This is a genomic window from Scandinavium tedordense, from assembly GCF_024764965.1.
Taxonomy (GTDB): Bacteria; Pseudomonadota; Gammaproteobacteria; order Enterobacterales; family Enterobacteriaceae; genus Scandinavium; species Scandinavium tedordense.
In genome coordinates, this window is sequence record NZ_JALIGG010000057.1 from 366,602 (window position 1) to 389,919 (window position 23,318).

The window sequence follows — 23,318 nt, forward strand, 5'->3', positions numbered from 1 at the left end:
AGAGATGCAAAAAGTGTGACATGGAATAGATTAGTGGAATCGTTTACACAGTCAGTTTCCATCCTGAATGCCGAACGTTTTGCATTATAAATCAAGGTGGGTACGAAGGGGTGATACTCTTTATCCGAAAAGCGGGAGCGCGAGGCTCCCGATGCGGGCACAAGGGTTACAAAGGACCGACGGCGTAGCCGTAGCCTTCGGCCTGTGACACAAATTCCAGACGATGCGTAATGCAGTCCGGCGCGTCTTCAGCGTGGTGTGACACGAACAACAACTGGGTTTTGCCTTCACCAATTAATACGTCGATAAAGCGCCGTACCAGCTGGCGATTGAGCGGGTCCAGTCCCTGGAGCGGTTCATCCAGAATCAGCACCGTGGGGTGCTTCACCAGTGCTCGAACGATCAACGCCAGCCGTTGTTGTCCCCACGACAGGCTGTGGAAAGGGGCATCAGCGGTACGGTTGTCGATGCCCAGAATATCCAGCCACCCCTGAGCCAGCTTGTGCTGCTTGTCAGATACCGCCTGATAAATCCCAATGGAATCGAAAAAGCCGGAGAGGATCACGTTACGCACGTTGGTGCTGACGCGGTAATCCAGATGCAGGCTGCTGCTGACATAACCGATATGCTTTTTGATGTCCCAGATGGTTTCCCCGCTGCCGCGCCGACGGCCAAACAGCGTTAAATCGTTGCTGTAGCCCTGCGGATGATCGCCGGTGACCAGGCTCAACAGGGTTGATTTCCCGGCGCCGTTCGGGCCGATAATCTGCCAGTGTTCGCCGGCATTTACCGTCCAGTTCAGGTCGTCGATGATGGGTTTGTCGTTATATGACACGCTGCCGTGATTGAGCACTATTCGCGGCTCATCTTCCGGAAGCGAAAGATGTGCAGACGGTGCATCGGGTTCTGGCAGCGCAATGCCGGTCAGCTTTTCGCTGTGTGCCAGCTGGGCGACCAGCGCCTGCGCAAGCAGTGCTTTTTTGGTGCCGGTTTCCAGCAGAATACAGTCAGCGAGCACGCCTGCAAACTGCACGAAATCAGGGATCTCATCGAAGCGGTTCAACACCAGCACCAGGGTGATGCCGTCATGATGCAGCGCCGCCAGCAGTTCCGCCAGTGCCTGACGCGAGGCCACGTCCAGCCCGTCAAACGGTTCGTCAAGGATCAGCAAATCGGGGTTGCTCATCAGCGCCTGACACAGCAGCGTTTTGCGGGTTTCACCGGTGGAAAGGTATTTAAAGCGACGTTCCAGTAAGTAGCTAATGCCAAAACGATTGGCGAGCGCCTGGCAGCGCGCTGCATCTTTCACGTCTTCCTGAATGATTTCCGCGGCAGTGCGGCCGGTGTCGTCTTCGTCAGGGCTGAGCAAATCGGTATTGTTGCGTTGCCATTCGTCGCTGACCAGTTTTTGCAGCTGTTCGAATGAGAGGCGAGTGGTCCGCGTGAACGCGCTTTCACGTCCGCCGGACAGCAGCGTCAGTTCGCCCGACAGTGCCCGCGCCAGCGCAGATTTTCCGCTGCCGTTACTGCCGACAAACGCCCAGGACTCACCCGAGCGCAGCGTTAAATTCTCAATGGAGAGGGTTTTAGTATCGCTAAGACGAAACGTGCCTTGCGAAATTTGCAATGATGACATTGTGTATCCCGTTTATTGCAGCGATTTTTATCAGGGATACGTCTTCTGGAAGCTAAAGTCAAGCCATCAGCAGAGGGTGGCGAGGATAACCCGGTCGGCGTTAAACCACGCGAGGGCCGATTCACCTTCGTGCAAATCCTGTGCTTCTTCCATTGGCATCGTAGAGCACAGCACCTGTCCGTCAGGCAGGGTCATCAGCACCTCGCATTGCGCGCTGCCGCGCTCGATATGGCTGATAACACCGGTGAGCTGATTGTCGGCGGCTTGCGCAATCTTTGCATCACGCGTAATGCCCACCCAAGGGGCTTTCAACAGCACCAGCACCTCTTTGCCTTCTTCCAGGCCAAGACGTTCGCCGCTCTGGGAAGTGATCGCCACTTTCAGGCGGGTTTCGCCGTCGGCAAGCAGCACGTCGACATGCTCCTGCACCTGCTGGTGGTCGCGACGGGTGATGGTACCGAACCATTGATTACGGGCGCTGGTTTGCAGGGAAAAGCGCGAAATGGCGGCCAGCAGGCTGTTCAGCGGCAGAACGTCGTCATCGCTGAGCACGTCGAACGCTTTCTGCTGAATTTGTGCGAGCAGGTCGTAGAGCTGAATCAGGCGCTGGCCGTAGCGGGTGAGAACCGCACCGCCACCGCCTTTTCCCCCGGTCGCACGGTCAACCAGCGGCTGTTCGCTCAGCTGATTCATTTCATTGATGGCGTCCCAGGCGCTCTTGTAGCTGATCCCGGCATTCTTCGCCCCCTGGCTAATGGAGCCGGTAATGGCTATCTGCTTCAGCAATGATATACGCCGTGGATCGGCGAAAAGACGCTGCTGGAGTTTTAGGGTAAGAAGAATTTCGGCCTGCATATCAATGTCCTGCTCTGATGTTAGGGGGTCGCACCGCGATATTATTGCACAGGGCACCGCACAAAAGGGGAGTGAATTTCCTGATTATCGGGTTACAATGAAGGAATCACAATGTCTGGAGCTGACCATGTTAGAGTTGTTGAAAAGTCTGGTATTTGCCTTAATCATGGTTCCTGTGGTGATGGCTATCATCCTGGGGCTGATTTACGGTCTGGGTGAAGTATTTAACGTTCTGTCGAACGTCGGCCACAAAGAAAATGGCCGCCAGCAAAACCATTGATTTCGAGACGCCCGGCACCGCCGGGTGTTTTTTTATTCTCTCTTCTCATTTAAGTTCCTCTTCTTACTGCCGATAGTCCCTCAGAACAACCGCCATTTTACGCTGGGAAAACCCTACCGTTATCGTTATATTATTGAGTACATAACGACACTCACAGGAGTTACAGATGGAACGTACATGGTTACGCCTTTTTGCGGGCGCTACATTATCCCTTGCGGTTGTGGGTCACGCTGCGGCGGCAGATACAGGCAAAATTACCGTTTTCGCAGCCGCCTCGCTCACCAATGCGATGCAGGACATTGCTAAAGAATATAAAAAAGAGAAGAACGTCGATGTCGTCTCTTCTTTTGCTTCTTCATCGACCCTGGCGCGCCAGATTGAAGCGGGTGCACCAGCCGACCTGTTTATTTCTGCTGACCAGAAGTGGATGGATTACGCGGTAGAGAAAAAAGCCATTGATACGGCGACCCGTAAAACGTTGCTCGGCAACAGCCTGGTGGTTGTCGCGCCGAAAGCCAGCAAGCAGGGCGAATTCACCATTGATGCGAAAACCAACTGGACCAGCCTGTTGAAAGGTGGCCGCATGGCAGTAGGCGATCCGGACCACGTTCCGGCGGGCATCTACGCCAAAGAAGCGCTGACCAAACTTGGCGCATGGGATACCTTGTCACCGAAACTGGCTCCGGCCGAAGACGTGCGCGGTGCATTGGCGCTGGTGGAACGTAACGAAGCGCCGCTGGGCATCGTTTACGGTTCTGATGCCGTAGCCAGCAAAGGGGTTAAAGTTGTCGGAACCTTCCCTGAAGATTCCCATAAAAAAGTGGAATACCCGATGGCCATCACCGACGGGCATAATAACGCCACGGTAAACGCTTTCTACGATTATCTGAAAGGCCCGCAGGCAGCGGCTATCTTTAAACAGTACGGATTTACTACGCACTAATGATATTGACCGATCCCGAATGGCAGGCGGTAATGCTGAGCCTGAAAGTCTCATCCCTGGCGGTAGTGTTCAGCTTACCCTTTGGGATCTTCTTTGCCTGGCTGCTGGTGCGGCGGAATTTCCCGGGCAAAGCGCTGCTCGACAGCCTCATCCATCTTCCTCTGGTGTTGCCCCCGGTTGTGGTCGGTTATTTATTGCTGATTGCGATGGGGCGGCGCGGTTTTATCGGCTCCTGGCTGTACGACTGGTTCGGTCTAACCTTTGCCTTTAGCTGGCGCGGCGCAGTGCTCGCCGCTGCGGTGATGTCTTTCCCACTGATGGTGCGTGCCATTCGCCTCGCGCTGGAAGGCGTCGATATCAAGCTTGAGCAGGCGGCACGCACGCTCGGAGCAGGGCGCTGGCGGGTGTTTTTCACCATCACGCTGCCGCTGATGCTGCCGGGTATTATCGTTGGGACCGTGCTGGCTTTTGCCCGTTCGCTCGGCGAATTTGGGGCCACGATTACCTTTGTGTCTAACATTCCGGGCGAAACGCGCACCATTCCTTCTGCGATGTATACCCTGATTCAGACCCCGGGTGGTGAAGGCGCGGCTGCGCGGCTGTGCCTGATTTCCATCGTGCTGGCGCTGGTTTCCCTGCTGATATCGGAATGGCTGGCGAAACTGAGCCGCGAACGGACGGGGAAATAATCATGCTGGAACTCAATTTCACCCAGACGCTGGGCAATCACTGCCTGAGCATCAATGAATCTCTTCCCGCTGTCGGGATAACCGCCGTGTTCGGTGTGTCAGGTGCCGGGAAAACGTCGCTGATCAACGCCATCAGCGGGCTGACAAAACCCCAGCAGGGGCGAATCGTGCTCAACAATCGCGTTTTAAACGACACCGAGAAAAAGATTTGTCTGTCGCCAGAAAAACGCCGTATTGGTTATGTGTTTCAGGATGCGCGCCTGTTCCCACATTACAAAGTGCGCGGTAATCTGCGTTACGGCATGGCGAAAAGCATGGCCGGACAGTTCGACAAAATGGTGTCGTTGCTCGGCATTGAAGCGCTGCTCGACCGTCTGCCCGGAAGCCTGTCCGGCGGTGAAAAACAGCGTGTGGCAATTGGTCGTGCGCTGCTGACCGCACCAGAATTGCTGCTGCTCGACGAACCACTGGCCTCGCTGGATATTCCTCGCAAGCGTGAGCTGCTGCCGTATTTACAGCGCCTGGCCCGCGAAATCAACATTCCGATGCTCTACGTCAGCCACTCGCTGGAAGAAATTCTGCATCTGGCTGACAAAGTGCTGGTGCTGGAAGACGGAAATGTGAAAGCGTTTGGCAATCTGGAGGATGTCTGGGGCAGCAGCGTGATGCATCCGTGGCTGCCGCAGGATCAGCAGAGCAGCGTCTTGAAAGTCACCGTACTGGAACACCATCCGCATTATGCGATGACGGCACTGGCGCTGGGCGATCAGCATCTGTGGGTTAATAAACTCGATCAGCCGGAGCAGTCGTCGGTGCGTATTCGCGTTCAGGCGTCCGACGTGTCGCTGGTGTTACAACCGCCGGTGCAAACCAGTATCCGCAACGTGCTGCGCGCGAAGGTGGTGCAGTGCTATGACAATAACGGCCAGGTGGAAGTGCAGCTTGAAGTGGGCGGCCGTACGTTGTGGGCGCGCATCAGCCCGTGGGCTCGCGATGACCTGGCGGTGAAACCAGGTCAGTGGCTGTATGCGCAGATAAAAAGCGTGTCGATCAGCGCCTGATTACAGCAGGTGGGTGTAGATATATTCGGCGATGCTGTGGGTAGAGTTGTCGCCAATCACCACGTTGGCCCGGGCTTTTACCGCGTCATCGGCATTGCCCATCGCCACGCCGGTTCCTGCCGCTTCGAGCATACTGATGTCGTTAAAGTTATCGCCAAACGCGACCACATCCTTCATCGATAACCCCTGAGACTCGACCCAACGTGCCAGGCGGTAGCCTTTGCTGTTGCCCTTACGCGCAATATCGACCTGATCGTGCCACGACCATTCACACTCCAAATCCAGCGTCTGGGCTGCAAGGTTGGCAAAAGTGTTCAGCTTTTGTGTGTCTTCGTCGGTCAGGGCGAATTTCCACACCGATTTCACATCCTGCGCGGCCTGAATCAGAGAATCGACCTGGGTAAAGGAAGGGCGCTGTTCTTCTGGCAGCTTCTGCGCCCAGTTCAACGTGCGCGTCACGTGCCCGGTAGCCTCTTCGTACATCATGGTGTCATCCACGTACATCAGGCCGTGAATGTTGTGCTCCGCCAGCAGGTTCACCAGCGCATGGGCTTTTTCGACCGGCATCGGATCGCCTTCCAGAACCTTTTTTGCCTGATAATCATACAAATAGGTGCCATTGCAGCAAATTGCAGGTGTATCGAGCGCCAGTGCCTGATAAAAAGGATGGATAGCAACGTGATGTCGGCCGGTCACGATCAGAATTTGATAGCCCGCTTCTTTCGCGCGCGACAGCGCTTCAAGCGATTGCGGAAGAATGGTTTTCGTTGAGGTCAGCAAGGTGCCGTCTAAATCGAGGGCTATCACGCGTGATGTCATGTTGTCATCCAGGTTAATGTTGAAAAATATGCAGCTCACGATGGTACACCGCAGCGCGCGCAGGGCAAATTTTTCAGCACTAACTATCCTGTTAATTTGCTTCCACGTGCAGTAAGGAAAGGAGTATTCATGAAACAAACCGTATATACCGCGAGCCCGGAAAGCCAGCAGATCCATGTCTGGAGCCTTCATCAGGACGGCAAACTGACTCTGGTGCAGGTGGTTGATGTTCCGGGCCAGGTTCAGCCGATGGTCATCAGCCCGGACAAGCGTTATCTGTACGTTGGTGTTCGCCCGGAGTTTCGCGTTATTGCCTACCGTATTGCGCCGGACGATGGCGCGCTGACGTTTGCCGGTGAGTCTGCGCTGCCGGGCAGCCCGACCCACATTTCCACCGACCATTCAGGTAAATTCCTGTTCAGCGGTTCCTATAACCAGGCTTGCGTCAGCGTGATGCGTCTGGAAGAAGGCCTGCCGGTGGGCGTGGTTGATGTGGTTGAAGGCCTGGAGGGCTGCCACTCAGCGAACATCACGCCGGACAACCGCACCCTATGGGTGCCAGCGCTGAAGCAGGATCGTATCTGCCTGTTTACGCTGAGCGACGACGGCAAACTGGTTGCGCAAACTCCAGCGGAAGTGACCACCGTCGAAGGTGCAGGCCCGCGTCATATGGCATTCCATCCGAATCAGCAATACGCTTACTGTGTGAATGAGCTGAACAGCAGCGTTGACGTGTGGGAACTGAGTGACCCGCATGGCGAAATCGAATGCGTGCAAACGCTGGATATGATGCCGCCAGATTTTACCGGCACCCGCTGGGCGGCAGACATCCACATCACCCCGAATGGACGTCACCTGTATACCTGCGATCGCACCTCCAGCACGCTGACGGTGTTCACCATTTCTGAAGACGGAAGCGTTCTTGAAGTACAGGGCTTCCAGCCGACCGAGACGCAGCCGCGCGGCTTCAACGTCGATCACAGCGGGAAATACCTGCTGGCGGTAGGTCAGAAATCTCATCACCTTGCGGTCTATGAAATTAAAGGCGAGCAGGGGCTGCTGGAAGAGAAAGGACGTTATGCGGTGGGTCAGGGCCCAATGTGGGTAGTGGTTAACGCCCGCTAAGGCTATTCGCCGACGAATAAAAAACCTCGCCGAAGCGAGGTTTTTTTATGGCTTAACGTCCGATTATTTCTTCGGTTCAGCCACAACATAACTGCCGACGCCGCGGTTGTTGTATTCCCACATGCGGTTGAAGTTGGTGTCGTTCAGATTACGTTGATCTTCGCCTTTATCGTTCTTAGCGCCAGTGTTGCCGCTGAAGGGACGTTTGGAGATAGCGGCATCGGCCCACGGATTGGCATTGTTGAAGCCTTCGTTGATCGCGCTGTCGCGGATAACGACCTGACCGTTGGTGTTGCCGTCAATGTCCAGAGAACGACCGAGCTGCGCTACGCCGTCACCGGTCGCGTTAAAGCGACTGTTGGTGGCAAGGAAACCGTAGAACAGGTTGGACTGCGTTGCCGGCGCGAACACGTACGCTTCTTTCTGGGTGCGGGAGTTCACGACCTGGAAACTGGTGTTATCGAACACCACTGCGCCACGACCGGAAACGATATCCACGTCGCCTTCGAGGTAGCTGTTCGTGACCAGCGTACGGGCGATGCGGTCATTTTGCAGTTTATTCTGCACGCCGCTGTTGGTGACGAAGAAGGTGTTCTGACGGCCAAGAAGATTGATCTTATTCAGCTGCACTTTGTCACCGTCGCTACGCAAAGCCACGGCCTGATGGTTACCCTCATCGACGCTGTCGCCCAGGGTGTTAGAGATGGTCAGGTTCTGCAATTGCAGACCGTTATTCTGCGACCAGACGACAGCAGAACACATTACGCCTACGGTAGCGGTGTGCTTGCTCTGGCAGGTGTCGAACATATACCACGCCGGCTTACCAGGCATGTATTTGCCCGCCGGGTTAACCAGACGACGCCAGGTGGTCGGGTCGATTTCAGAATCGATAGCCAGGCCGATTTTAACGTCTGCGGCTTTGTCACCGATGCCGTAAATGGTCAGGCTGCCCGGAGCGGCTGGCACATACACGGTGCCTTCATATTCACCCGGCATGACTGCGATATAAGTGCGTGAGCTGCTGTGACGCGCGATTGCGGCATCCACGGCTGCCTGAATGGTGGTGTGCGTTACGCCTTCAGTACCGGCTGGGCCGACCACGAAATCCGCTTTAGCGGGAGTGGCAATTGCAGAAGGTGACCACGGAGCCGCGTTCGGATCCATGGTGGTGAAGTAACGTTCCTGCACGAAGTTTTTCGCTTCACCAGCCGTTAAAATTGGGCGAGAAGACGTACCCGGTGCTTCCTGAGTAGAAGGCCGCTGATCGGGTGGCGTTGAGCTGCAGGCGGTAAGCGTCACGCCAAAAGCGAGCGCGAGCGCCAGACGAGAAACCGAGAATGTATTCATGGTGCTCCAGGCTGAATGTAGTGGAAAGAGTCCTTAAAACCTGACTTTTTATACTAAGTTGAGCGAAACGGGAAGCAATGCTGCAAAAAAGTTGCTAACGGACAGTACCCGTTTCTGGTTTTGTACAGGTAAATGAATCTTTTGTGCTCTACTCTCAGTTAGTGATCGGTGAGATTCATTTTTGTGAATATGTTCAATATGTTATGTCAGTATTTTTCTTATTGTTTTCTTTGATATTGACTCATGGAGAACAAGGTATGAAGAGAACGTTAATAGTGGGACTGGGGTCCGCAATCTTCGCATTGAGCAGTCTCGCAATAGCACAGGGTGTTGCTGTGACCATTGGCAATGGAAAATTACTGGGTTCACAGTCGGCGGGTGTTGATGCCTTCAAAGGTATTCCCTATGCGCAACCGCCAACAGGGGCACTGCGTTGGCAACCGCCAAAGCCTGTGAGTCAATGGCAGGGTGAGCGGCAAGCGGTTCGTTATGGTAACGATTGCCTGCAAAATCCTTTCCCCGGTGATGCGGCTCCGGTTGGAGACGCTGGATTTAGCGAAGACTGCCTGACCCTGAATGTCTGGCGGCCATCAGATGCTGAAGGAAAATCACTCCCGGTGATGGTGTGGATCCATGGCGGTGGTTTTGTTAACGGCGGCTCTTCCCCCACAATATACAGTGGTGCTGAATTTGCACGTGACGGAGTGGTTTTTGTCAGTTTTAACTATCGTCTCGGGCGTTTTGGTTTCTTTGCGCATCCTGCGTTGGCTCCACAATCGCTGCGGGGCAATTACGGGCTTATGGACCAAATTGCGGCCCTGAAATGGATACAACAAAACATTGCCGATTTCGGCGGAGATGCAAGTAAAGTCACGTTATTTGGTGAATCTGCTGGCGGGTTTTCTGTCATCAGCTTGTTAACGACGCCGCAGGCGAAGGGACTGTTCCAGCAGGCGATTATCGAGTCCGGTTCCGGGCGCTACAACATTAATCCACACCTTACCTATCAACAGGCCGAAAAGGCAGGGCTGGCTTTTTCCAGACAGCAAGGGGTGGAGGGCGAGGGGGGAAAAGTATTAGATGCGTTGCGTAATCTCCCTGCTGTGACCCTGGTAAACGGCCTGAATATGGCCAATATGTTTATCGATAAGGGATATTCTGGCCCCATGATCGACGGTGAGTTGATAGCTGACGAACCCCAGGTGCAATTTCGTCAGGGTAAATTCGCCCACATTCCATTGATTGTTGGGGCGACAAATTCTGATATCGGTTTTGCACCGCGTGTCAGTCATTATCAACAGGCGCTGGCATCGTTTGGCAAGGTCGATTTAACACAAATGCGTCACCACTGGGATCCGCAAGAAAAGCTGACGCCACAACAGTTGGCAGACACCATTGCCAGCGACAGGTTTATGGTAGAGCCTGCGCGGTTTATGGCGCAGGAAATCAGTCGTCAGAATGTTCCTGTATGGCAATACCGTTTTGGATACGTCGCAGAGTCCCTCAGAAAAAATGTTCAGGGTGCGGAGCACGCCACCGAAATTCCGTATGTCTTTGACACGCTGAAAGGTCGTTATGCGAAAGCCGTCACCCCCCAGGACGAAGCGGTTGCGACACAAATGCACCATTATTGGGTCAACTTCGTCAAAACGGGCAATCCGAATGGTGAGGGATTGCCTTCCTGGAAACCGTATCAGCGCGAGAGCGATAATCTTCTGATGTTCCCGAATGGAGGCGCAAAAGAGACGGCTGATATCCGCGATCCTTGGGCTATGCGGTTGGATGCTATTTCAAAAACGCAGTGATTTGAGGCGTAGTGTGGACACTGCATGTGGGATGTCACAAAAAAGCAACATATCCGGTCAGGAGGTTGACATCCCCGATGTTGCCATTAATAAATGTCTATACAACCTATGACAAGTGGTTCTCTCATGTCTGAACATACTGATACCGACGTAATCTGGCATAACGCCCGGCTTGCCACCTTCGATCCCAACCACGCCCAGCCTTATGGTCTACTGGAACATCACGCGCTGGTAGTCCGGGACGGGCGGATCGTGGAAATTCTTCCTGAAGCGGCGCTGGCGTCGCGAAAAGGAAAACGCATTGATCTGCAAGGGCGGCTGATCACGCCGGGTCTGATCGACTGCCACACACATCTGGTGTTTGGCGGCAGTCGCGCCACCGAATGGGAGCAGCGGCTGAATGGAGTTTCATATCAGACCATCAGTGCGAACGGCGGGGGTATTAACGCCACCGTGCAGGCCACTCGGGCCGCCAGTGAGGACGAGCTGATTCGCCTCGCGCAGCAGCGTCTGACGCGTTTGATGCAGGAAGGCGTTACCACGGTGGAAGTGAAGTCCGGATATGGTCTGGACATGGCCAACGAACGTAAAATGCTGCACGTCGCGCAGCATTTGGCGGCGACCAACGCCGTCGATATCAGCCCGACATTATTAGCCGCACATGCGATCCCAGCAGAATATAAAGGCCGGGGCGATGATTACATCACCCTGGTTTGCGAAGAAATGATGCCGACGCTGTGGCAGGAAGGGTTATTTGAAACCGTGGATGCTTTCTGTGAAAACGTCGGGTTCAGTCCGGATCAGACCGACAGAGTATTCAGCGCCGCGCAGGTGCTTAATATCCCGGTTAAAGGCCACGTCGAGCAGCTCTCTTCGCTGGGCGGTGCGCAGCTGGTCAGCAGCTATAAAGGGCGGTCCGCCGATCATATCGAATATCTGACCGAAGACGGTGTCGCGGCGATGGCCGACAGCGGCACGGTTGCGGTGCTGCTTCCCGGTGCATTTTATTTCCTCAACGAAACGCAAAAACCGCCGGTGGATATGCTTCGATGTTACAAGGTGCCGATGGCGGTCGCGACGGATTACAACCCCGGCACCAGCCCGTTCGCCAGCCTGCATCTGACGATGAACATGGCCTGTGTTAAATTCGGCTTAACGCCGGAAGAAGCGTGGATCGGTGTCACCCGTCACGCCGCGCGTGCGCTGGGCCGCGAGCATTCACACGGGCAGCTGGCGGTGGGCTTTGTGGCCGATTTTGCCATTTGGGATGCAGAACATCCGGTTGAAATGGTGTACGAGCCGGGGCGTAATCCGCTCTGGCAGCGCGTGTTTCGCGGCGAGGTGACTCAATGAATCTATGGCAACCGACGCCGAAGGAACTGTGGCAGGGGCGTGATGACAGCGCCGAATCGCCTGCGGCAAAACGTCTTTTTCAGACAGTAACGGTTACGCGCGACTTTGCCCCGGAAGCGCATCGTGGGAAAATAGCCCTGATCGGATTTGCCTGTGACGAAGGCGTAAAGCGCAATCAAGGACGGCCCGGCGCGCATCAGGGACCAGACGCGCTGCGCAAGGCGCTAGCCAACATGGCGAGTCATGGTGGACACGATTTGCTGGTTGATCTCGGCAATGTGCATGCCGAACCGGAATTACTGGAACCGGCGCAGCAGGCACTGCACGATGCAGTGCTGGCCTGTCAGCGTGCGCAGATGAAAACCCTGGTATTCGGCGGCGGTCATGAAACGGCCTGGCCACATGGTTCCGGTGTGCTCGACGCCTTCCCGAATGAAAATGTCGCTATCGTCAATCTCGATGCACACCTGGATTTACGTCATGCCGCAGAGGCCACCTCTGGTACACCATTCCGCCAACTGGCGTTGCACTGCGAAAGCCAGAACCGGCGTTTTAATTACACTTGCTACGGTGCAAGCCGCGCGGCAAACACGCAAGCGCTGTGGCAAGAGGCGCGTGAGCGTCACGTCACCGTGCTGGAAGATTTAACCCTGCTGGATGACCCTGTCGGCGCGCTGCAACAGGATCTTCAGCGGGTGGTTGTGGAGCATGACCGCATTTATCTGACCATCGACCTGGATGTGCTCCCGGCCTGTGAAATGCCTGCGGTATCGGCTCCCGCAGCGCTTGGCGTCCCGTTGGCAATCTTGTTGCGAATAGTCATGCCGCTGTGTCAGAGTGGCAAACTGCAGGCGGTTGATTTGGTTGAATTCAATCCGCAGTACGACAGAGACGGACAGGGTGCCCGCACCGCGGCCAGACTGGCCTGGCAAATTGTTCATTGCTGGCATGCGTGACAGCACCCGCAATAATAAAGGATGACACATGTATTCACCGCGAACCGGCGCCCCCGCGCCGTTCTATGAGAAGATCAAACGCGTTATCAGCGACAATATTGCCGCGGGTATCTGGCGTCCGCATGATCGCATTCCCTCGGAGGCGGAGCTGGTGGCGCAGTTTGGCTTCAGCCGGATGACCATCAACCGTGCGCTGCGTGAGTTGACTGACGAAGGTTTGCTGGTTCGTTTGCAAGGTGTCGGCACTTTTGTGGCCGAGCCAAAGGGGCAGTCGGCGCTGTTTGAAGTGCACAGCATTGCCGATGAAATCGCCGCCCGTCAACATCAGCATCGTTGTGAAGTGCTGCTGCTGGAAGAGGTCAATGCCGATAAACAGCAGGCGCAGGCGCTGAACGTGGCCGAAGGTACGCGCATTTTCCACTCGCTGATGGTGCATTTCGAAAACGATGTGCCGGTACAGATTGAAGATCGCTGCGTGAATGCCGAGGTGGTACCGGAATACCTGCAACAGGATTACACCACCACCACTGCACACGACTACCTGTCGCTGATTGCGCCACTTACCGAAGGGGAGCACATCGTTGAAGCGGTAAAAGCCAGCGCCGAAGAGTGCCACTTGCTCACTATCCATGAACACGATCCGTGCCTGTTAATTCGCCGCCGCACCTGGTCACGTACCGGGATCGTGTCGCATGCCCGTCTGATTTTCCCTGGGAACCGTTATCGGCTCCAGGGCCATTTCGGTTCTTAACTCTCGTGGCGTCAGCAAAAGCGTGATTGCTGACGCAAGATAACAAAAATGTATCAATCTTGTTAAACCCTGGCTTGCGAACAATTGTATAGACAAGTATATATTTCTTGTCTTCATCGTATCCGTCAGGAGTATTCCGATGTCCCAGAATAAATACCGCCCGCAGGAAATCCGTGCGCCGCGCGGCAACACGCTCACTGCCAAAAGCTGGCTCACCGAAGCGCCGTTGCGCATGTTAATGAACAACCTCGATCCGGACGTAGCGGAAAATCCGCACGAGCTGGTGGTCTACGGGGGGATCGGACGTGCGGCCCGTAACTGGGATTGCTACGACGCGATTGTCGAGGCTCTGACAAACCTCGAAAACGATGAAACCCTGTTAGTGCAGTCAGGTAAACCGGTGGGGGTGTTTAAAACCCACGACAACGCGCCGCGCGTGCTGATTGCCAACTCTAACCTCGTCCCACACTGGGCGACGTGGGAACACTTCAACGAACTCGATGCGAAAGGGCTGGCGATGTACGGCCAAATGACCGCCGGCAGCTGGATTTACATCGGCAGTCAGGGCATCGTGCAGGGCACCTACGAAACCTTCGTCGAAGCCGGACGCCAGCATTACAACGGCAACCTGCAAGGGCGCTGGGTACTCACCGCCGGGCTTGGCGGAATGGGCGGCGCACAGCCGTTAGCCGCCACCTTAGCCGGGGCCTGCTCGCTAGTCATTGAATGCCAGCAGAGTCGCATTGATTTCCGTCTTCGCACCAAATATATCGACGAACAGGCCGAATCGCTGGACGACGCACTGGCTCGCATCAAGAAATACACCGAGGAAGGCCGCGCCGTTTCCGTGGCGTTGTGCGCTAACGCCGCCGACGTTCTACCGGAACTGGTCAAACGCGGCGTGTGTCCGGACATGGTCACCGACCAGACCAGCGCGCACGATCCGCTGCACGGCTATCTGCCGCAGGGCTGGACGTGGGAAGAGTATCAGCAGAAGGCCGAAAGCGACCCGCAGGGCACGGTAAAAGCCGCCAAACAGTCGATGGCGGAACACGTCAGCGCAATGCTGGCGTTTAACGCGATGGGCGTCCCGACCTTCGATTACGGCAACAACATCCGCCAGATGGCAAAAGAAATGGGCGTCAGCAACGCCTTTGATTTCCCGGGCTTCGTCCCGGCCTATATTCGGCCCCTGTTCTGCCGCGGTATCGGGCCGTTCCGCTGGGTAGCGCTCTCCGGCGACCCGCAGGATATCTACAAAACCGATGCCAAAGTGAAAGAAATTGTCAGCGACGACACTCATTTGCATCGTTGGCTGGACATGGCCCGCGAGCGCATCAGTTTCCAGGGTTTACCGGCGCGCATCTGCTGGGTGGGCCTGGAATGGCGTCAAAAACTTGGCCTGGCATTCAACGAAATGGTGCGTTCCGGTGAAGTATCGGCCCCGATTGTCATTGGCCGCGACCACCTGGATTCTGGGTCTGTCGCCAGCCCTAACCGTGAAACCGAAGCCATGCGCGATGGTTCCGATGCGGTATCAGACTGGCCGCTGCTGAACGCATTACTCAACACCGCCAGCGGTGCCACCTGGGTGTCACTGCACCACGGCGGTGGCGTCGGCATGGGCTTTTCACAGCACGCCGGAATGGTTATTGTCTGCGACGGCACCGACGAGGCTGCGGCGCGTATCGCCCGCGTCCTGCATAACGACCCGGCCACCGGCGTAATGCGACATGCCGACGCAGGTTATGAAATCGCGGTAGAATGTGCCGCTGAACAAGGACTGAATTTACCGATGATTGCTGCAACCCAGGGGCAGAAAAAATGAGCATACTTAACCTGATTCCGGGTCAGTTGACCCTTGCCCAACTGCTGGATATCTATCGCCAGCCGCAAACACTGACGCTCGACGAAAGCGCCATTGCAGGCATCAATGCCAGCGTCGCCTGCGTGAACGCGATCATGGCCGAAGGGCGCACCGCCTATGGCATCAACACCGGTTTTGGTCTGCTGGCTTCAACCCGCATCGCTACCGCTGACCTGGAAAATCTCCAGCGTTCATTGGTCCTTTCACACGCGGCGGGTGTAGGCGAAGCGCTGGATGACGCGATGGTGCGTCTGATTATGGTGCTGAAAATTAACAGCCTGGCGCGCGGTTTTTCCGGTATCCGTCTGAGCGTGATTGAAGCCCTGATGGCGCTGGTGAATCACGACGTCTATCCCTGTATTCCGGCGAAAGGTTCTGTCGGCGCATCCGGCGATCTGGCTCCGCTGGCGCACATGTCGCTGACTCTGCTGGGCGAAGGCAAAGCTCGTTGGCAAGGCGAATGGCTACCGGCCAAAGATGCACTGAAAAAGGCCGGGCTGGCGCCTCTGACGCTGGCAGCGAAAGAAGGGCTGGCGCTGTTAAATGGCACGCAGGCATCGACCGCCTTTGCGCTACGTGGCCTGTTTGAAACCGAAGAGTTGTTCAGCTCAGCGGTGATTTGTGGCGCGTTGACGACCGAAGCTGCCTTGGGATCGCGTCGTCCGTTCGATGCCCGCATTCACGAAGCACGCGGCCAGCGTGGGCAAATTGATGCGGCGGCGATGTATCGTCACGTGCTGACCGATTCCAGCGCCGTTTCGCAGTCTCACGCTAAATGCAGCAAAGTGCAGGACCCGTACTCATTGCGCTGCCAGCCGCAGGTGATGGGGGCATGCCTGACGCAAATGCGTCAGGCGAAAGAGGTGTTGCTCGTCGAAGCGAATGCGGTGTCGGACAATCCGCTGGTGTTTGCTGACGAGAATGAAGTCATATCTGGCGGCAATTTCCACGCGGAACCGGTGGCGATGGCGGCGGACAACCTCGCGCTGGCGATTGCTGAAATTGGCTCTCTGGCGGAACGCCGAATTGCGCTGCTGATGGACAGCCACATGTCACAGTTGCCGCCATTCCTGGTGAAAAATGGTGGGGTTAACTCCGGCTTTATGATTGCTCAGGTGACTGCTGCGGCGCTGGCCAGTGAAAACAAAGCGTTGTCGCATCCACACAGCGTTGATAGCTTGCCGACGTCCGCTAACCAGGAAGACCATGTTTCCATGGCACCTGCCGCCGGGCGTCGTCTGTGGGAAATGGCGGCCAATACCCGTGGCGTGATTGCCGTGGAATGGCTGGCGGCAGTGCAGGGCATTGATATGCGTGAAGGGCTGACCACCAGTCCGCTGCTGGAACAAGCGCGTCATCTGCTGCGTGAAAAAGTGTCGCACTACGTGCAGGACCGCTTCTTCGCGCCGGATATCGAAGCGGCAATAGCGATGATTGCCGAAGGGCAATTGCAGAAGCTGGTGGAGCCGGTGCTGTAATTCATTGCCCGGCGGCACTGGCTGCCGGGCCTTCAGCGTTTTTTCTCCCTCTCCCTGCGGGTGTACAATCCGGGAAGAGGGGATCAGGCGGCACTCAGCTAAACTTCGACGTCACCGACGCACTCGCCAGACTGTGGAAATGCACATTAAACCCCACCATCGCGCCGCTGGCACCTTCATCCACCTCGAGAGCGGCCACGTCCAGCGCATGAACGGTAAATATGTAGCGATGCGATTCACCCTTCGGTGGCGCCGCGCCGCCGTAGCCCGCTTTGCCAAAATCGGTGCGTGTTTGCAGCGCGCCATCCGGTAAATCAGCGATGCCTGACCCGGCACCCTGAGGCAGCACGCGGGTATCAGCCGGTATATTCACCACCACCCAATGCCACCAGCCAGAGCCGGTTGGGGCGTCCGGATCGTAGCAGGTAACCACAAAACTCTTGGTGCCGGACGGCACGTCATCCCAGGCCAGATGTGGCGAAAGATTGTCGCCATCGTAGCCCATGCCGTTGAAAACCTGGCGATGGGGTAGCTTGTCGCCATCCTTAAAATCGTGACTAATCAATTTCATCTTTGTGCCTCTTCAGGGTGCTGAATAATCACGAAGTTTAGCTCAGGACGTGAAAAGCGTGTTGTCACTGAGAGCGGCTTTTACGGCATCCGTCAGACGTGTCAGCTGTTCTGGTCTGATAATGTACGGCGGCATCAGGTAGATAAGTTTTCCGAACGGCCGGATCCACACGCCGTGCTCCACGAAGAATTTTTGCAGCCGTGCCATGTTCACCGGCGCGTGAGTTTCCACCACGCCGATGGCCCCTAAAATCCGCACATCCGCCACCTGCGGCGAAATCCGTGCTTCAGCCAGTTCACGCTTGAGCTGCGCTTCGATAGCGGCAACTTGCTCCTGCCAGTGGCCTTCTTCCAGCAAGGCCAGGCTTTCAGCCGCCACGGCGCAGGCCAGCGGATTGCCCATAAATGTCGGGCCGTGCATAAAGCAGCCCGCCTCACCGTTGCTGATGGTTTCGGCTACTGCGCGGGTGGTGAGCGTCGCAGAAAGTGTCATCGTGCCGCCGGTTAATGCTTTGCCGAGACACAGAATATCCGGCGTGATGCCTGCATGTTCGCAGGCAAACAGTTTACCGGTTCGGCCGAATCCGGTGGCGATTTCATCGGCAATCAGCAGAATGCCTTCGCGGTCGCACATTTTGCGCAGTCGACGCAGCCACTCCGGGTGATACATCCGCATTCCGCCCGCGCCCTGAACAATTGGTTCGACGATAACGGCGGCGATTTCGCTGCGATGTGCAGCCATCAGGCGGGCAAACGGCACCATATCCATTTCATCCCACTCTCCGTCGAAACGGCTCTGAGGTGCGGGTGCGAACAGGTTTTCCGGTAGATAGCCTTTCCACAGGCTGTGCATTGAATTGTCCGGGTCACATACCGACATCGCACCGAAGGTATCGCCGTGATAGCCGTTGCGGAAAGTGAGAAAACGCTGGCGCGGTTCGCCTTTGGCCTGCCAGTACTGCAACGCCATTTTCATCGCCACTTCCACCGCCACCGAACCGGAATCCGCGAGGAAAACACACTCCAGCGATTCGGGGGTCATTGACACCAGTCGGCGACACAGCGCCACCGCGGACGGATGCGTTATCCCGCCGAACATCACGTGCGACATCTGCGAAATCTGCTCGGTCATCGCGGCATTCAGCCGCGGGTGGTTATAGCCGTGGATCGCCGCCCACCAGGACGACATTCCATCCACCAGTTGTACGCCGGAAGCCAGTTCCAGCTCACAGCCGCGAGCAGCCACCACCGGATAAACAGGAAGCGGGGCGGTCATTGATGTGTAGGGGTGCCAAATATGGCGTTGATCGAAATTGAGATCGTCCTGGGTCATAATCGACTTGTAAACCATTTTGAAAAGTTTTAGGTTTACGATCCTACACCGAACCGAGAAACAACTGAACCCCTTTTGGAGATGCCAATGGCTCACCACGTACGCTGGACAATGTCGCAGGTTACTGAACTGTTTAACAAACCCCTGCTGGAACTGCTGTTTGACGCGCAGACGATTCACCGTCAGCACTTCGATCCACGCCAGGTTCAGGTCAGCACGTTGCTGTCGATCAAGACCGGCGCATGCCCGGAGGACTGCAAATACTGCCCGCAGAGTGCGCGTTATAAAACCGGGCTTGAGGTCGAACGCCTGATGGAAGTGGAAGAGGTTCTGACGTCGGCGCGTAAGGCGAAAAATGCCGGTTCGACGCGTTTCTGCATGGGTGCTGCGTGGAAAAACCCACACGAACGCGATATGCCGTACCTCGAACAAATGGTAAAAGGCGTCAAGGCGTTGGGTCTGGAAGCCTGCATGACGCTGGGCACGCTGTCGGACACTCAGGCGCTGCGTCTGGGTGAGGCCGGGCTCGATTACTACAACCACAACCTCGATACCTCACCGGAGTTCTACGGCAACATCATCACCACCCGCACCTATCAGGAGCGCCTCGATACGCTCGGCAAAGTCCGCGACGCGGGAATTAAAGTCTGCTCCGGCGGGATTGTCGGTTTGGGCGAAACCGTTACCGATCGCGCCGGGCTACTGCTACAGCTGGCGAATCTGCCGACGCCGCCGGAGAGCGTGCCCATCAACATGCTGGTCAAGGTCAAAGGCACGCCGATGGAAAATAACGAAGACGTCGATGCGTTTGATTTTATTCGCACCATTGCGGTGGCACGGATCATGATGCCGACCTCTCACGTGCGTCTGTCAGCCGGGCGTGAAAAGATGAACGAGCAGACGCAGGCGATGTGTTTCATGGCCGGTGCCAACTCGATTTTCTACGGTTGCAAATTGCTGACCACGCCGAATCCGGAAGAAGACACAGATCTGCTGCTGTTCCGTAAGCTGGGGATGAACCCGGAGCAGATAGCAGTGCTATCGGGCGATATCGAACAGCAGCAAAAACTTGAGCAGGCGCTGATGACGCCAGACACTGAAACGTATTACAACGCGGCGACGGTATGAGCTGGCAGCAACGCATCGACAGCGCGCTAAGCGATCGGCGTCATGCCGATACTTTTCGTCGTCGTTATCCCGTTACCCATGGCGCCGGGCGCTGGCTGGCGCAGGGCGAGCAGCGCTGGCTCAATTTCTCCAGCAACGATTACCTAGGTCTGAGTCAGCATCCGCAGATCATCGCCGCCTGGCAACAGGGTGCCGACCGTTACGGCACCGGGAGCGGCGGGTCGGGGCATGTCACCGGCTACAGCGAGGCACATCAGCAGTTTGAACAGGGGCTGGCGGCCTGGTTGGGCTACCCGCGAGCGCTACTGTTTATCTCAGGATTTGCCGCCAATCAGGCGCTGATTACGGCGTTGATGAGCAAAAAGGACAGAATAGTTGCCGACCGCCTGAGCCACGCCTCGTTGCTGGAGGCCGCCAGCCACAGCCCGGCACAGCTGCGGCGCTTTGCGCACAACGACAGCGCACAGTTGGCAACTCTGCTCGCGAAGCCGATAGACGGCCTGCAGCTTGCGGTGACAGAGGGCATCTTCAGTATGGACGGCGACAGTGCCCCGTTAGCTGAGATTACAGCTGTAACCCGCGCCGCCGACGGCTGGCTGCTGGTGGATGACGCCCACGGAATTGGTGTGTGCGGCGAAGAAGGGCGTGGGAGTTGTTCCGTCCAGCAGGTGAAACCCGATTTGCTGGTGGTGACTTTTGGTAAAGCCTTCGGCCTGAGCGGCGCGGCGGTGCTGTGTAGCGAAGACGTTGCGGATTATCTGCTGCAGTTCGCTCGCCACCTGATTTACAGCACCAGTATGCCACCTGCCCAGGCGGTGGCGCTCAGTCAGGCGCTGTCGATTGTCCGTTCCGATGAGGGCGAAGCCCGTCGGCAGACGTTGAACCGCCACATCGCACGTTTTCGTCAGGGTGCAGAGCAGCTGGACATGCAGTTAACCGCATCGAAAAGTGCCATACAACCGTTGATCGTCGGTGAAAATATGCGTGCATTGCAGATGGCCGAACGGCTGCGTGACAAGGGCTGCTGGCTGACGGCTATCCGTCCGCCAACGGTCCCGGCAGGCACCGCACGTCTGCGGGTGACCCTAACGGCGGCGCACCAAACACACGATATTGACACGCTGCTGGAGGTGCTGCATGCCGCCCGTGAATAAACCAGCGATCGCGGCGGCGTTCGGTCGCGCCGCCAGCCAATATCAGCAGCATGACGAGCTGCAACGCCAGAGCGCTGCGGCGATGCTCGCTCAGCTTCCTCAACGGCCATTCGAACAGGTGCTGGACGCAGGCTGTGGTCCGGGCAGCATAAGCCGTGTCTGGACCGAGGCCGGGAGCAACGTCACGGCGCTGGATTTATCGCCGCAGATGCTGGCTGAAGCCGAGCGGCAACATTCGGCGCAGCACTACGTGCAGGCAGATATCGAAGCCATGCCGCTTGCCGATAGGCAGTTTTGCCTGGCGTGGAGCAATCTGGCGGTGCAGTGGTGTGAATCGCTGGCGTCAGCGCTGCGGGAATTACATCGCGTGGTGCGTCCGGGGGGGCTGGTGGCGTTTAGCACGCTGGTGGCCGATTCGCTGCCGGAGCTGAACCTGGCGTGGCAGGCTATTGACCGCCAGCCGCATGCCAATCGATTCTTAACGCAGGATGAGATTCTTTCGGCGCTTGAGGGCTATCGCTGTCAGCAACATATCCACACCTTAAGCGTTACGTTTGAAGACGCGCTGAGCGCCATGCGTTCGCTGAAAGGCATTGGTGCGACGCATCTGCACGAAGGCAGGACGGCGCAAACCCTGACTCGCCACCATTTGCAGCAGCTTCAACTGGCATGGCCCAAACAAAACGGGCGCTGCGCCCTGACGTACCATATTTTTACAGGAGTGATTGAACGTGACTGAACGTTATTTTGTCACCGGGACTGATACCGAAGTCGGGAAAACCGTGGCCAGCTGTGCGCTTTTACAGGCCGCAAACCGGGCGGGATTTCGTACTGCAGGGTTTAAACCGGTGGCTTCCGGAAGCGAAATGACCGCCAACGGACTGCGCAATACCGATGCGCTGGCCTTACAGCGCAACAGCGGTCTGACGTTGAACTACGACGAAGTCAATCCGTACACCTTCGCCGAGCCGACATCGCCGCATATCGTGAGCGAGGATGAAGGGCGGCCGATAGATGCCCATACGCTGTCTGCCGGGTTACAGGCGCTGTCGCATAAGGCGGATTGGGTGCTGGTAGAAGGTGCGGGTGGCTGGTATACGCCGTTGGCGGCCGACTGGACGTTTGCCGATTGGGTACAGGCCGAGCGGCTGCCGGTGATTCTGGTGGTCGGCGTTAAGCTCGGGTGCATCAACCATGCGCTGCTGACTGCTCAGGCGATAGCGCAGGCGGGATTGCCGCTTGTGGGCTGGATTGCCAATGACGTTATCCCGCCAGGCAAACGCCATGCGGAATATCTGGCGACCTTAACGCGTCTGCTCCCCGCACCGTTGCTCGGCGAGATCCCGTACCTGGAGCACGGGCCAGAAGCCGCCGAACCGGGACAATATCTCGACCTTAGGGCGCTTCGTCCTGCGTCATAAATTGCTCTAACAGCCGGGTGTCGAGCTGATCGACCGCGCCCTGCGCGACGTTACGCCCGCGATGCAGCAGGCAAAATTTGTCTGCCACCCGGCGAATAAAAGGCAGGTGCTGTTCAGCAAGCAGCACCGTCAGACCCAGATCGCGATTCAGGCGAAGCAGGCATTCCCCAAGCTTGTGCATAAATCCCTGACCCATGCCGCGCGTCGGTTCATCGAGGATCAGCAATTTCGGTTTGGTGACCATTGCGCAGGCCAACGCCAGTTGGTATTGATCGTCGTCCGACATGAGTGCGCCTTTGACGTGGCGTAGCGGATACAAATCTGGCATCAGGTCGAAGATATCGCTGCCAATAGCGCCGGAGCCTTCATGGCCCGCCTTCATCGCAATCTGCAAATTTTCCTCTACCGTCATCTGCGAGAAAATACGCTTATCCTGCGTCACATAGCCAATGCCCATGGCTGCCCTTAGCGGCGGCGAGAGCATCAATAGATCGCGCGGCGGCCCGCTGACATCCTGCCAGACCATGGTACCGCTTTCGATAGCCTGAAAGCCCGCAATGCAGTTAACCAGCGTGGTTTTTCCCATGCCGGGCAACCCCAGCACGCAGGTGCACTTTCCGGGCGTGAGGTCGAGGCTGAGATTCCACAGAATATGCTGACTTCCGTAATAGTGATTCACTGCGCGTAAACTCAACATCGGCTTCTCCTTCGGTGTGGCCGTCAGCGGCGATAGGATTCTGCAAATCC

The 23,318-nt window shown here is 56.6% G+C and carries 21 protein-coding genes and 1 pseudogene; 15 read left to right on the top strand and 7 right to left on the bottom strand.

Annotated elements, in window-relative coordinates:
* Window positions 1-166: 166 nt before the first annotated feature.
* Together modF and modE are read right to left on the bottom strand one after the other, a co-directional pair.
* Window positions 167-1,636, bottom strand: a complete 1,470-nt coding sequence (modF, locus tag MUU46_RS17655) for a molybdate ABC transporter ATP-binding protein ModF (RefSeq protein ID WP_258966188.1) — start codon at window positions 1,634-1,636, stop codon at window positions 167-169.
* 66 nt (window positions 1,637-1,702) lie between these two features.
* Window positions 1,703-2,491 (bottom strand): molybdenum-dependent transcriptional regulator, encoded by a 789-nt coding sequence (modE, locus tag MUU46_RS17660; protein ID WP_258966189.1) that lies wholly within the window; start codon window positions 2,489-2,491, stop codon window positions 1,703-1,705.
* Window positions 2,492-2,618: 127 nt separating this feature from the next.
* On the opposite strand from modE, the gene MUU46_RS17665 reads away from it, so the two are divergent.
* From MUU46_RS17665 to modC, 4 genes are all read left to right on the top strand, one after another.
* Entirely contained in the window at window positions 2,619-2,771 is a 153-nt protein-coding gene (locus tag MUU46_RS17665) for an AcrZ family multidrug efflux pump-associated protein (protein ID WP_159754232.1), read from the top strand.
* Between the two features lie 166 nt (window positions 2,772-2,937).
* On the top strand, window positions 2,938-3,714 hold the full coding sequence (gene modA, locus MUU46_RS17670) for a molybdate ABC transporter substrate-binding protein (protein WP_258966190.1): 777 nt from the start codon (window positions 2,938-2,940) through the stop codon (window positions 3,712-3,714).
* A complete protein-coding gene (gene modB, locus MUU46_RS17675) occupies window positions 3,714-4,403 on the top strand; it encodes a molybdate ABC transporter permease subunit (RefSeq protein WP_159754226.1) in 690 nt (229 codons plus the stop codon). The genes modA and modB overlap by 1 nt, the downstream gene beginning before the upstream one ends.
* 2 nt (window positions 4,404-4,405) lie before the next feature.
* Window positions 4,406-5,464: a molybdenum ABC transporter ATP-binding protein ModC gene (gene modC, locus MUU46_RS17680; RefSeq protein ID WP_258966191.1), complete on the top strand. Its 1,059-nt coding sequence runs from the start codon at window positions 4,406-4,408 to the stop codon at window positions 5,462-5,464.
* Here the strand turns inward: modC and MUU46_RS17685 are convergent, their stop codons facing one another.
* Window positions 5,465-6,283, bottom strand: coding sequence for a pyridoxal phosphatase (locus tag MUU46_RS17685; protein WP_159754220.1), 819 nt, complete (start codon window positions 6,281-6,283; stop codon window positions 5,465-5,467).
* A 129-nt stretch (window positions 6,284-6,412) separates the two neighbouring features.
* On the opposite strand from MUU46_RS17685, the gene pgl reads away from it, so the two are divergent.
* Complete coding sequence (pgl, locus tag MUU46_RS17690; protein ID WP_258966192.1) at window positions 6,413-7,408, top strand: 6-phosphogluconolactonase; 996 nt, start codon at window positions 6,413-6,415, stop codon at window positions 7,406-7,408.
* 63 nt (window positions 7,409-7,471) lie between these two features.
* Here the strand turns inward: pgl and MUU46_RS17695 are convergent, their stop codons facing one another.
* Window positions 7,472-8,755, bottom strand: coding sequence for a putative acyl-CoA thioester hydrolase (locus MUU46_RS17695; RefSeq protein WP_258966193.1), 1,284 nt, complete (start codon window positions 8,753-8,755; stop codon window positions 7,472-7,474).
* 143 nt (window positions 8,756-8,898) lie between these two features.
* Here MUU46_RS17695 and MUU46_RS17700 point away from each other — a divergent pair, with 143 nt between their 5' ends.
* The 6 genes and pseudogenes from MUU46_RS17700 to hutH all read left to right on the top strand — a co-directional run bounded on the left by MUU46_RS17700 (window position 8,899) and on the right by hutH (window position 16,965).
* Entirely contained in the window at window positions 8,899-10,560 is a 1,662-nt protein-coding gene (locus MUU46_RS17700) for a carboxylesterase/lipase family protein (RefSeq protein WP_258966194.1), read from the top strand.
* Between the two features lie 77 nt (window positions 10,561-10,637).
* Window positions 10,638-11,913 (top strand): annotated as a pseudogene (hutI, locus tag MUU46_RS17705) (imidazolonepropionase).
* The gene (gene hutG / locus MUU46_RS17710; RefSeq protein WP_258966195.1) at window positions 11,910-12,869 is read left to right on the top strand and encodes a formimidoylglutamase; all 960 of its coding nucleotides are present in this window, start codon (window positions 11,910-11,912) and stop codon (window positions 12,867-12,869) included. Before hutI ends, hutG begins: the two are co-directional and overlap by 4 nt.
* A 28-nt stretch (window positions 12,870-12,897) precedes the next feature.
* Entirely contained in the window at window positions 12,898-13,620 is a 723-nt protein-coding gene (locus MUU46_RS17715; protein WP_159754206.1) for a histidine utilization repressor, read from the top strand.
* Window positions 13,621-13,759: 139 nt separating this feature from the next.
* Complete coding sequence (gene hutU / locus MUU46_RS17720) at window positions 13,760-15,448, top strand: urocanate hydratase (RefSeq protein WP_159754203.1); 1,689 nt, start codon at window positions 13,760-13,762, stop codon at window positions 15,446-15,448.
* Entirely contained in the window at window positions 15,445-16,965 is a 1,521-nt protein-coding gene (gene hutH / locus MUU46_RS17725) for a histidine ammonia-lyase (RefSeq protein WP_258966196.1), read from the top strand. Before hutU ends, hutH begins: the two co-directional genes overlap by 4 nt.
* Before the next feature lie 94 nt (window positions 16,966-17,059).
* On the opposite strand, the gene MUU46_RS17730 is transcribed toward hutH, so the two are convergent.
* Window positions 17,060-17,536, bottom strand: coding sequence for a kinase inhibitor (locus MUU46_RS17730; protein WP_159754197.1), 477 nt, complete (start codon window positions 17,534-17,536; stop codon window positions 17,060-17,062).
* A gap of 42 nt (window positions 17,537-17,578) precedes the next feature.
* Window positions 17,579-18,868: an adenosylmethionine--8-amino-7-oxononanoate transaminase gene (gene bioA / locus MUU46_RS17735; RefSeq protein WP_258966197.1), complete on the bottom strand. Its 1,290-nt coding sequence runs from the start codon at window positions 18,866-18,868 to the stop codon at window positions 17,579-17,581.
* A gap of 87 nt (window positions 18,869-18,955) precedes the next feature.
* Here bioA and bioB point away from each other — a divergent pair, with 87 nt between their 5' ends.
* From bioB to bioD, 4 genes are read left to right on the top strand one after another with little or no spacing between them, the layout of a single operon-like run.
* The gene (gene bioB, locus MUU46_RS17740) at window positions 18,956-19,996 is read left to right on the top strand and encodes a biotin synthase BioB (RefSeq protein ID WP_258966198.1); all 1,041 of its coding nucleotides are present in this window, start codon (window positions 18,956-18,958) and stop codon (window positions 19,994-19,996) included.
* Window positions 19,993-21,150 (top strand): 8-amino-7-oxononanoate synthase, encoded by a 1,158-nt coding sequence (gene bioF / locus MUU46_RS17745; RefSeq protein ID WP_258966199.1) that lies wholly within the window; start codon window positions 19,993-19,995, stop codon window positions 21,148-21,150. Before bioB ends, bioF begins: the two co-directional genes overlap by 4 nt.
* Complete coding sequence (gene bioC, locus MUU46_RS17750; RefSeq protein WP_258966200.1) at window positions 21,134-21,889, top strand: malonyl-ACP O-methyltransferase BioC; 756 nt, start codon at window positions 21,134-21,136, stop codon at window positions 21,887-21,889. Before bioF ends, bioC begins: the two co-directional genes overlap by 17 nt.
* Window positions 21,882-22,571 carry a dethiobiotin synthase gene (gene bioD / locus MUU46_RS17755; RefSeq protein WP_159754182.1) on the top strand — a complete coding sequence of 230 codons (690 nt, stop codon included), beginning with the start codon at window positions 21,882-21,884 and terminating at the stop codon, window positions 22,569-22,571. The genes bioC and bioD overlap by 8 nt, the downstream gene beginning before the upstream one ends.
* Here the strand turns inward: bioD and MUU46_RS17760 are convergent.
* Entirely contained in the window at window positions 22,546-23,268 is a 723-nt protein-coding gene (locus MUU46_RS17760; protein WP_159754179.1) for an ABC transporter ATP-binding protein, read from the bottom strand. The genes bioD and MUU46_RS17760 overlap by 26 nt on opposite strands.
* Between the last annotated feature and the right edge of the window lie 50 nt (window positions 23,269-23,318).

Coding starts and splice junctions, on each gene's coding strand:
- modF (WP_258966188.1), bottom strand. CDS start 1,636: ATGTCATCATTGCAAATTTCGCAAGGCACGTTTCGTCTTAGCGATACT.
- modE (WP_258966189.1), bottom strand. CDS start 2,491: ATGCAGGCCGAAATTCTTCTTACCCTAAAACTCCAGCAGCGTCTTTTC.
- MUU46_RS17665 (WP_159754232.1), top strand. CDS start 2,619: ATGTTAGAGTTGTTGAAAAGTCTGGTATTTGCCTTAATCATGGTTCCT.
- modA (WP_258966190.1), top strand. CDS start 2,938: ATGGAACGTACATGGTTACGCCTTTTTGCGGGCGCTACATTATCCCTT.
- modB (WP_159754226.1), top strand. CDS start 3,714: ATGATATTGACCGATCCCGAATGGCAGGCGGTAATGCTGAGCCTGAAA.
- modC (WP_258966191.1), top strand. CDS start 4,406: ATGCTGGAACTCAATTTCACCCAGACGCTGGGCAATCACTGCCTGAGC.
- MUU46_RS17685 (WP_159754220.1), bottom strand. CDS start 6,283: ATGACATCACGCGTGATAGCCCTCGATTTAGACGGCACCTTGCTGACC.
- pgl (WP_258966192.1), top strand. CDS start 6,413: ATGAAACAAACCGTATATACCGCGAGCCCGGAAAGCCAGCAGATCCAT.
- MUU46_RS17695 (WP_258966193.1), bottom strand. CDS start 8,755: ATGAATACATTCTCGGTTTCTCGTCTGGCGCTCGCGCTCGCTTTTGGC.
- hutG (WP_258966195.1), top strand. CDS start 11,910: ATGAATCTATGGCAACCGACGCCGAAGGAACTGTGGCAGGGGCGTGAT.
- MUU46_RS17715 (WP_159754206.1), top strand. CDS start 12,898: ATGTATTCACCGCGAACCGGCGCCCCCGCGCCGTTCTATGAGAAGATC.
- hutU (WP_159754203.1), top strand. CDS start 13,760: ATGTCCCAGAATAAATACCGCCCGCAGGAAATCCGTGCGCCGCGCGGC.
- hutH (WP_258966196.1), top strand. CDS start 15,445: ATGAGCATACTTAACCTGATTCCGGGTCAGTTGACCCTTGCCCAACTG.
- MUU46_RS17730 (WP_159754197.1), bottom strand. CDS start 17,536: ATGAAATTGATTAGTCACGATTTTAAGGATGGCGACAAGCTACCCCAT.
- bioA (WP_258966197.1), bottom strand. CDS start 18,868: ATGACCCAGGACGATCTCAATTTCGATCAACGCCATATTTGGCACCCC.
- bioB (WP_258966198.1), top strand. CDS start 18,956: ATGGCTCACCACGTACGCTGGACAATGTCGCAGGTTACTGAACTGTTT.
- bioF (WP_258966199.1), top strand. CDS start 19,993: ATGAGCTGGCAGCAACGCATCGACAGCGCGCTAAGCGATCGGCGTCAT.
- bioC (WP_258966200.1), top strand. CDS start 21,134: ATGCCGCCCGTGAATAAACCAGCGATCGCGGCGGCGTTCGGTCGCGCC.
- MUU46_RS17760 (WP_159754179.1), bottom strand. CDS start 23,268: ATGTTGAGTTTACGCGCAGTGAATCACTATTACGGAAGTCAGCATATT.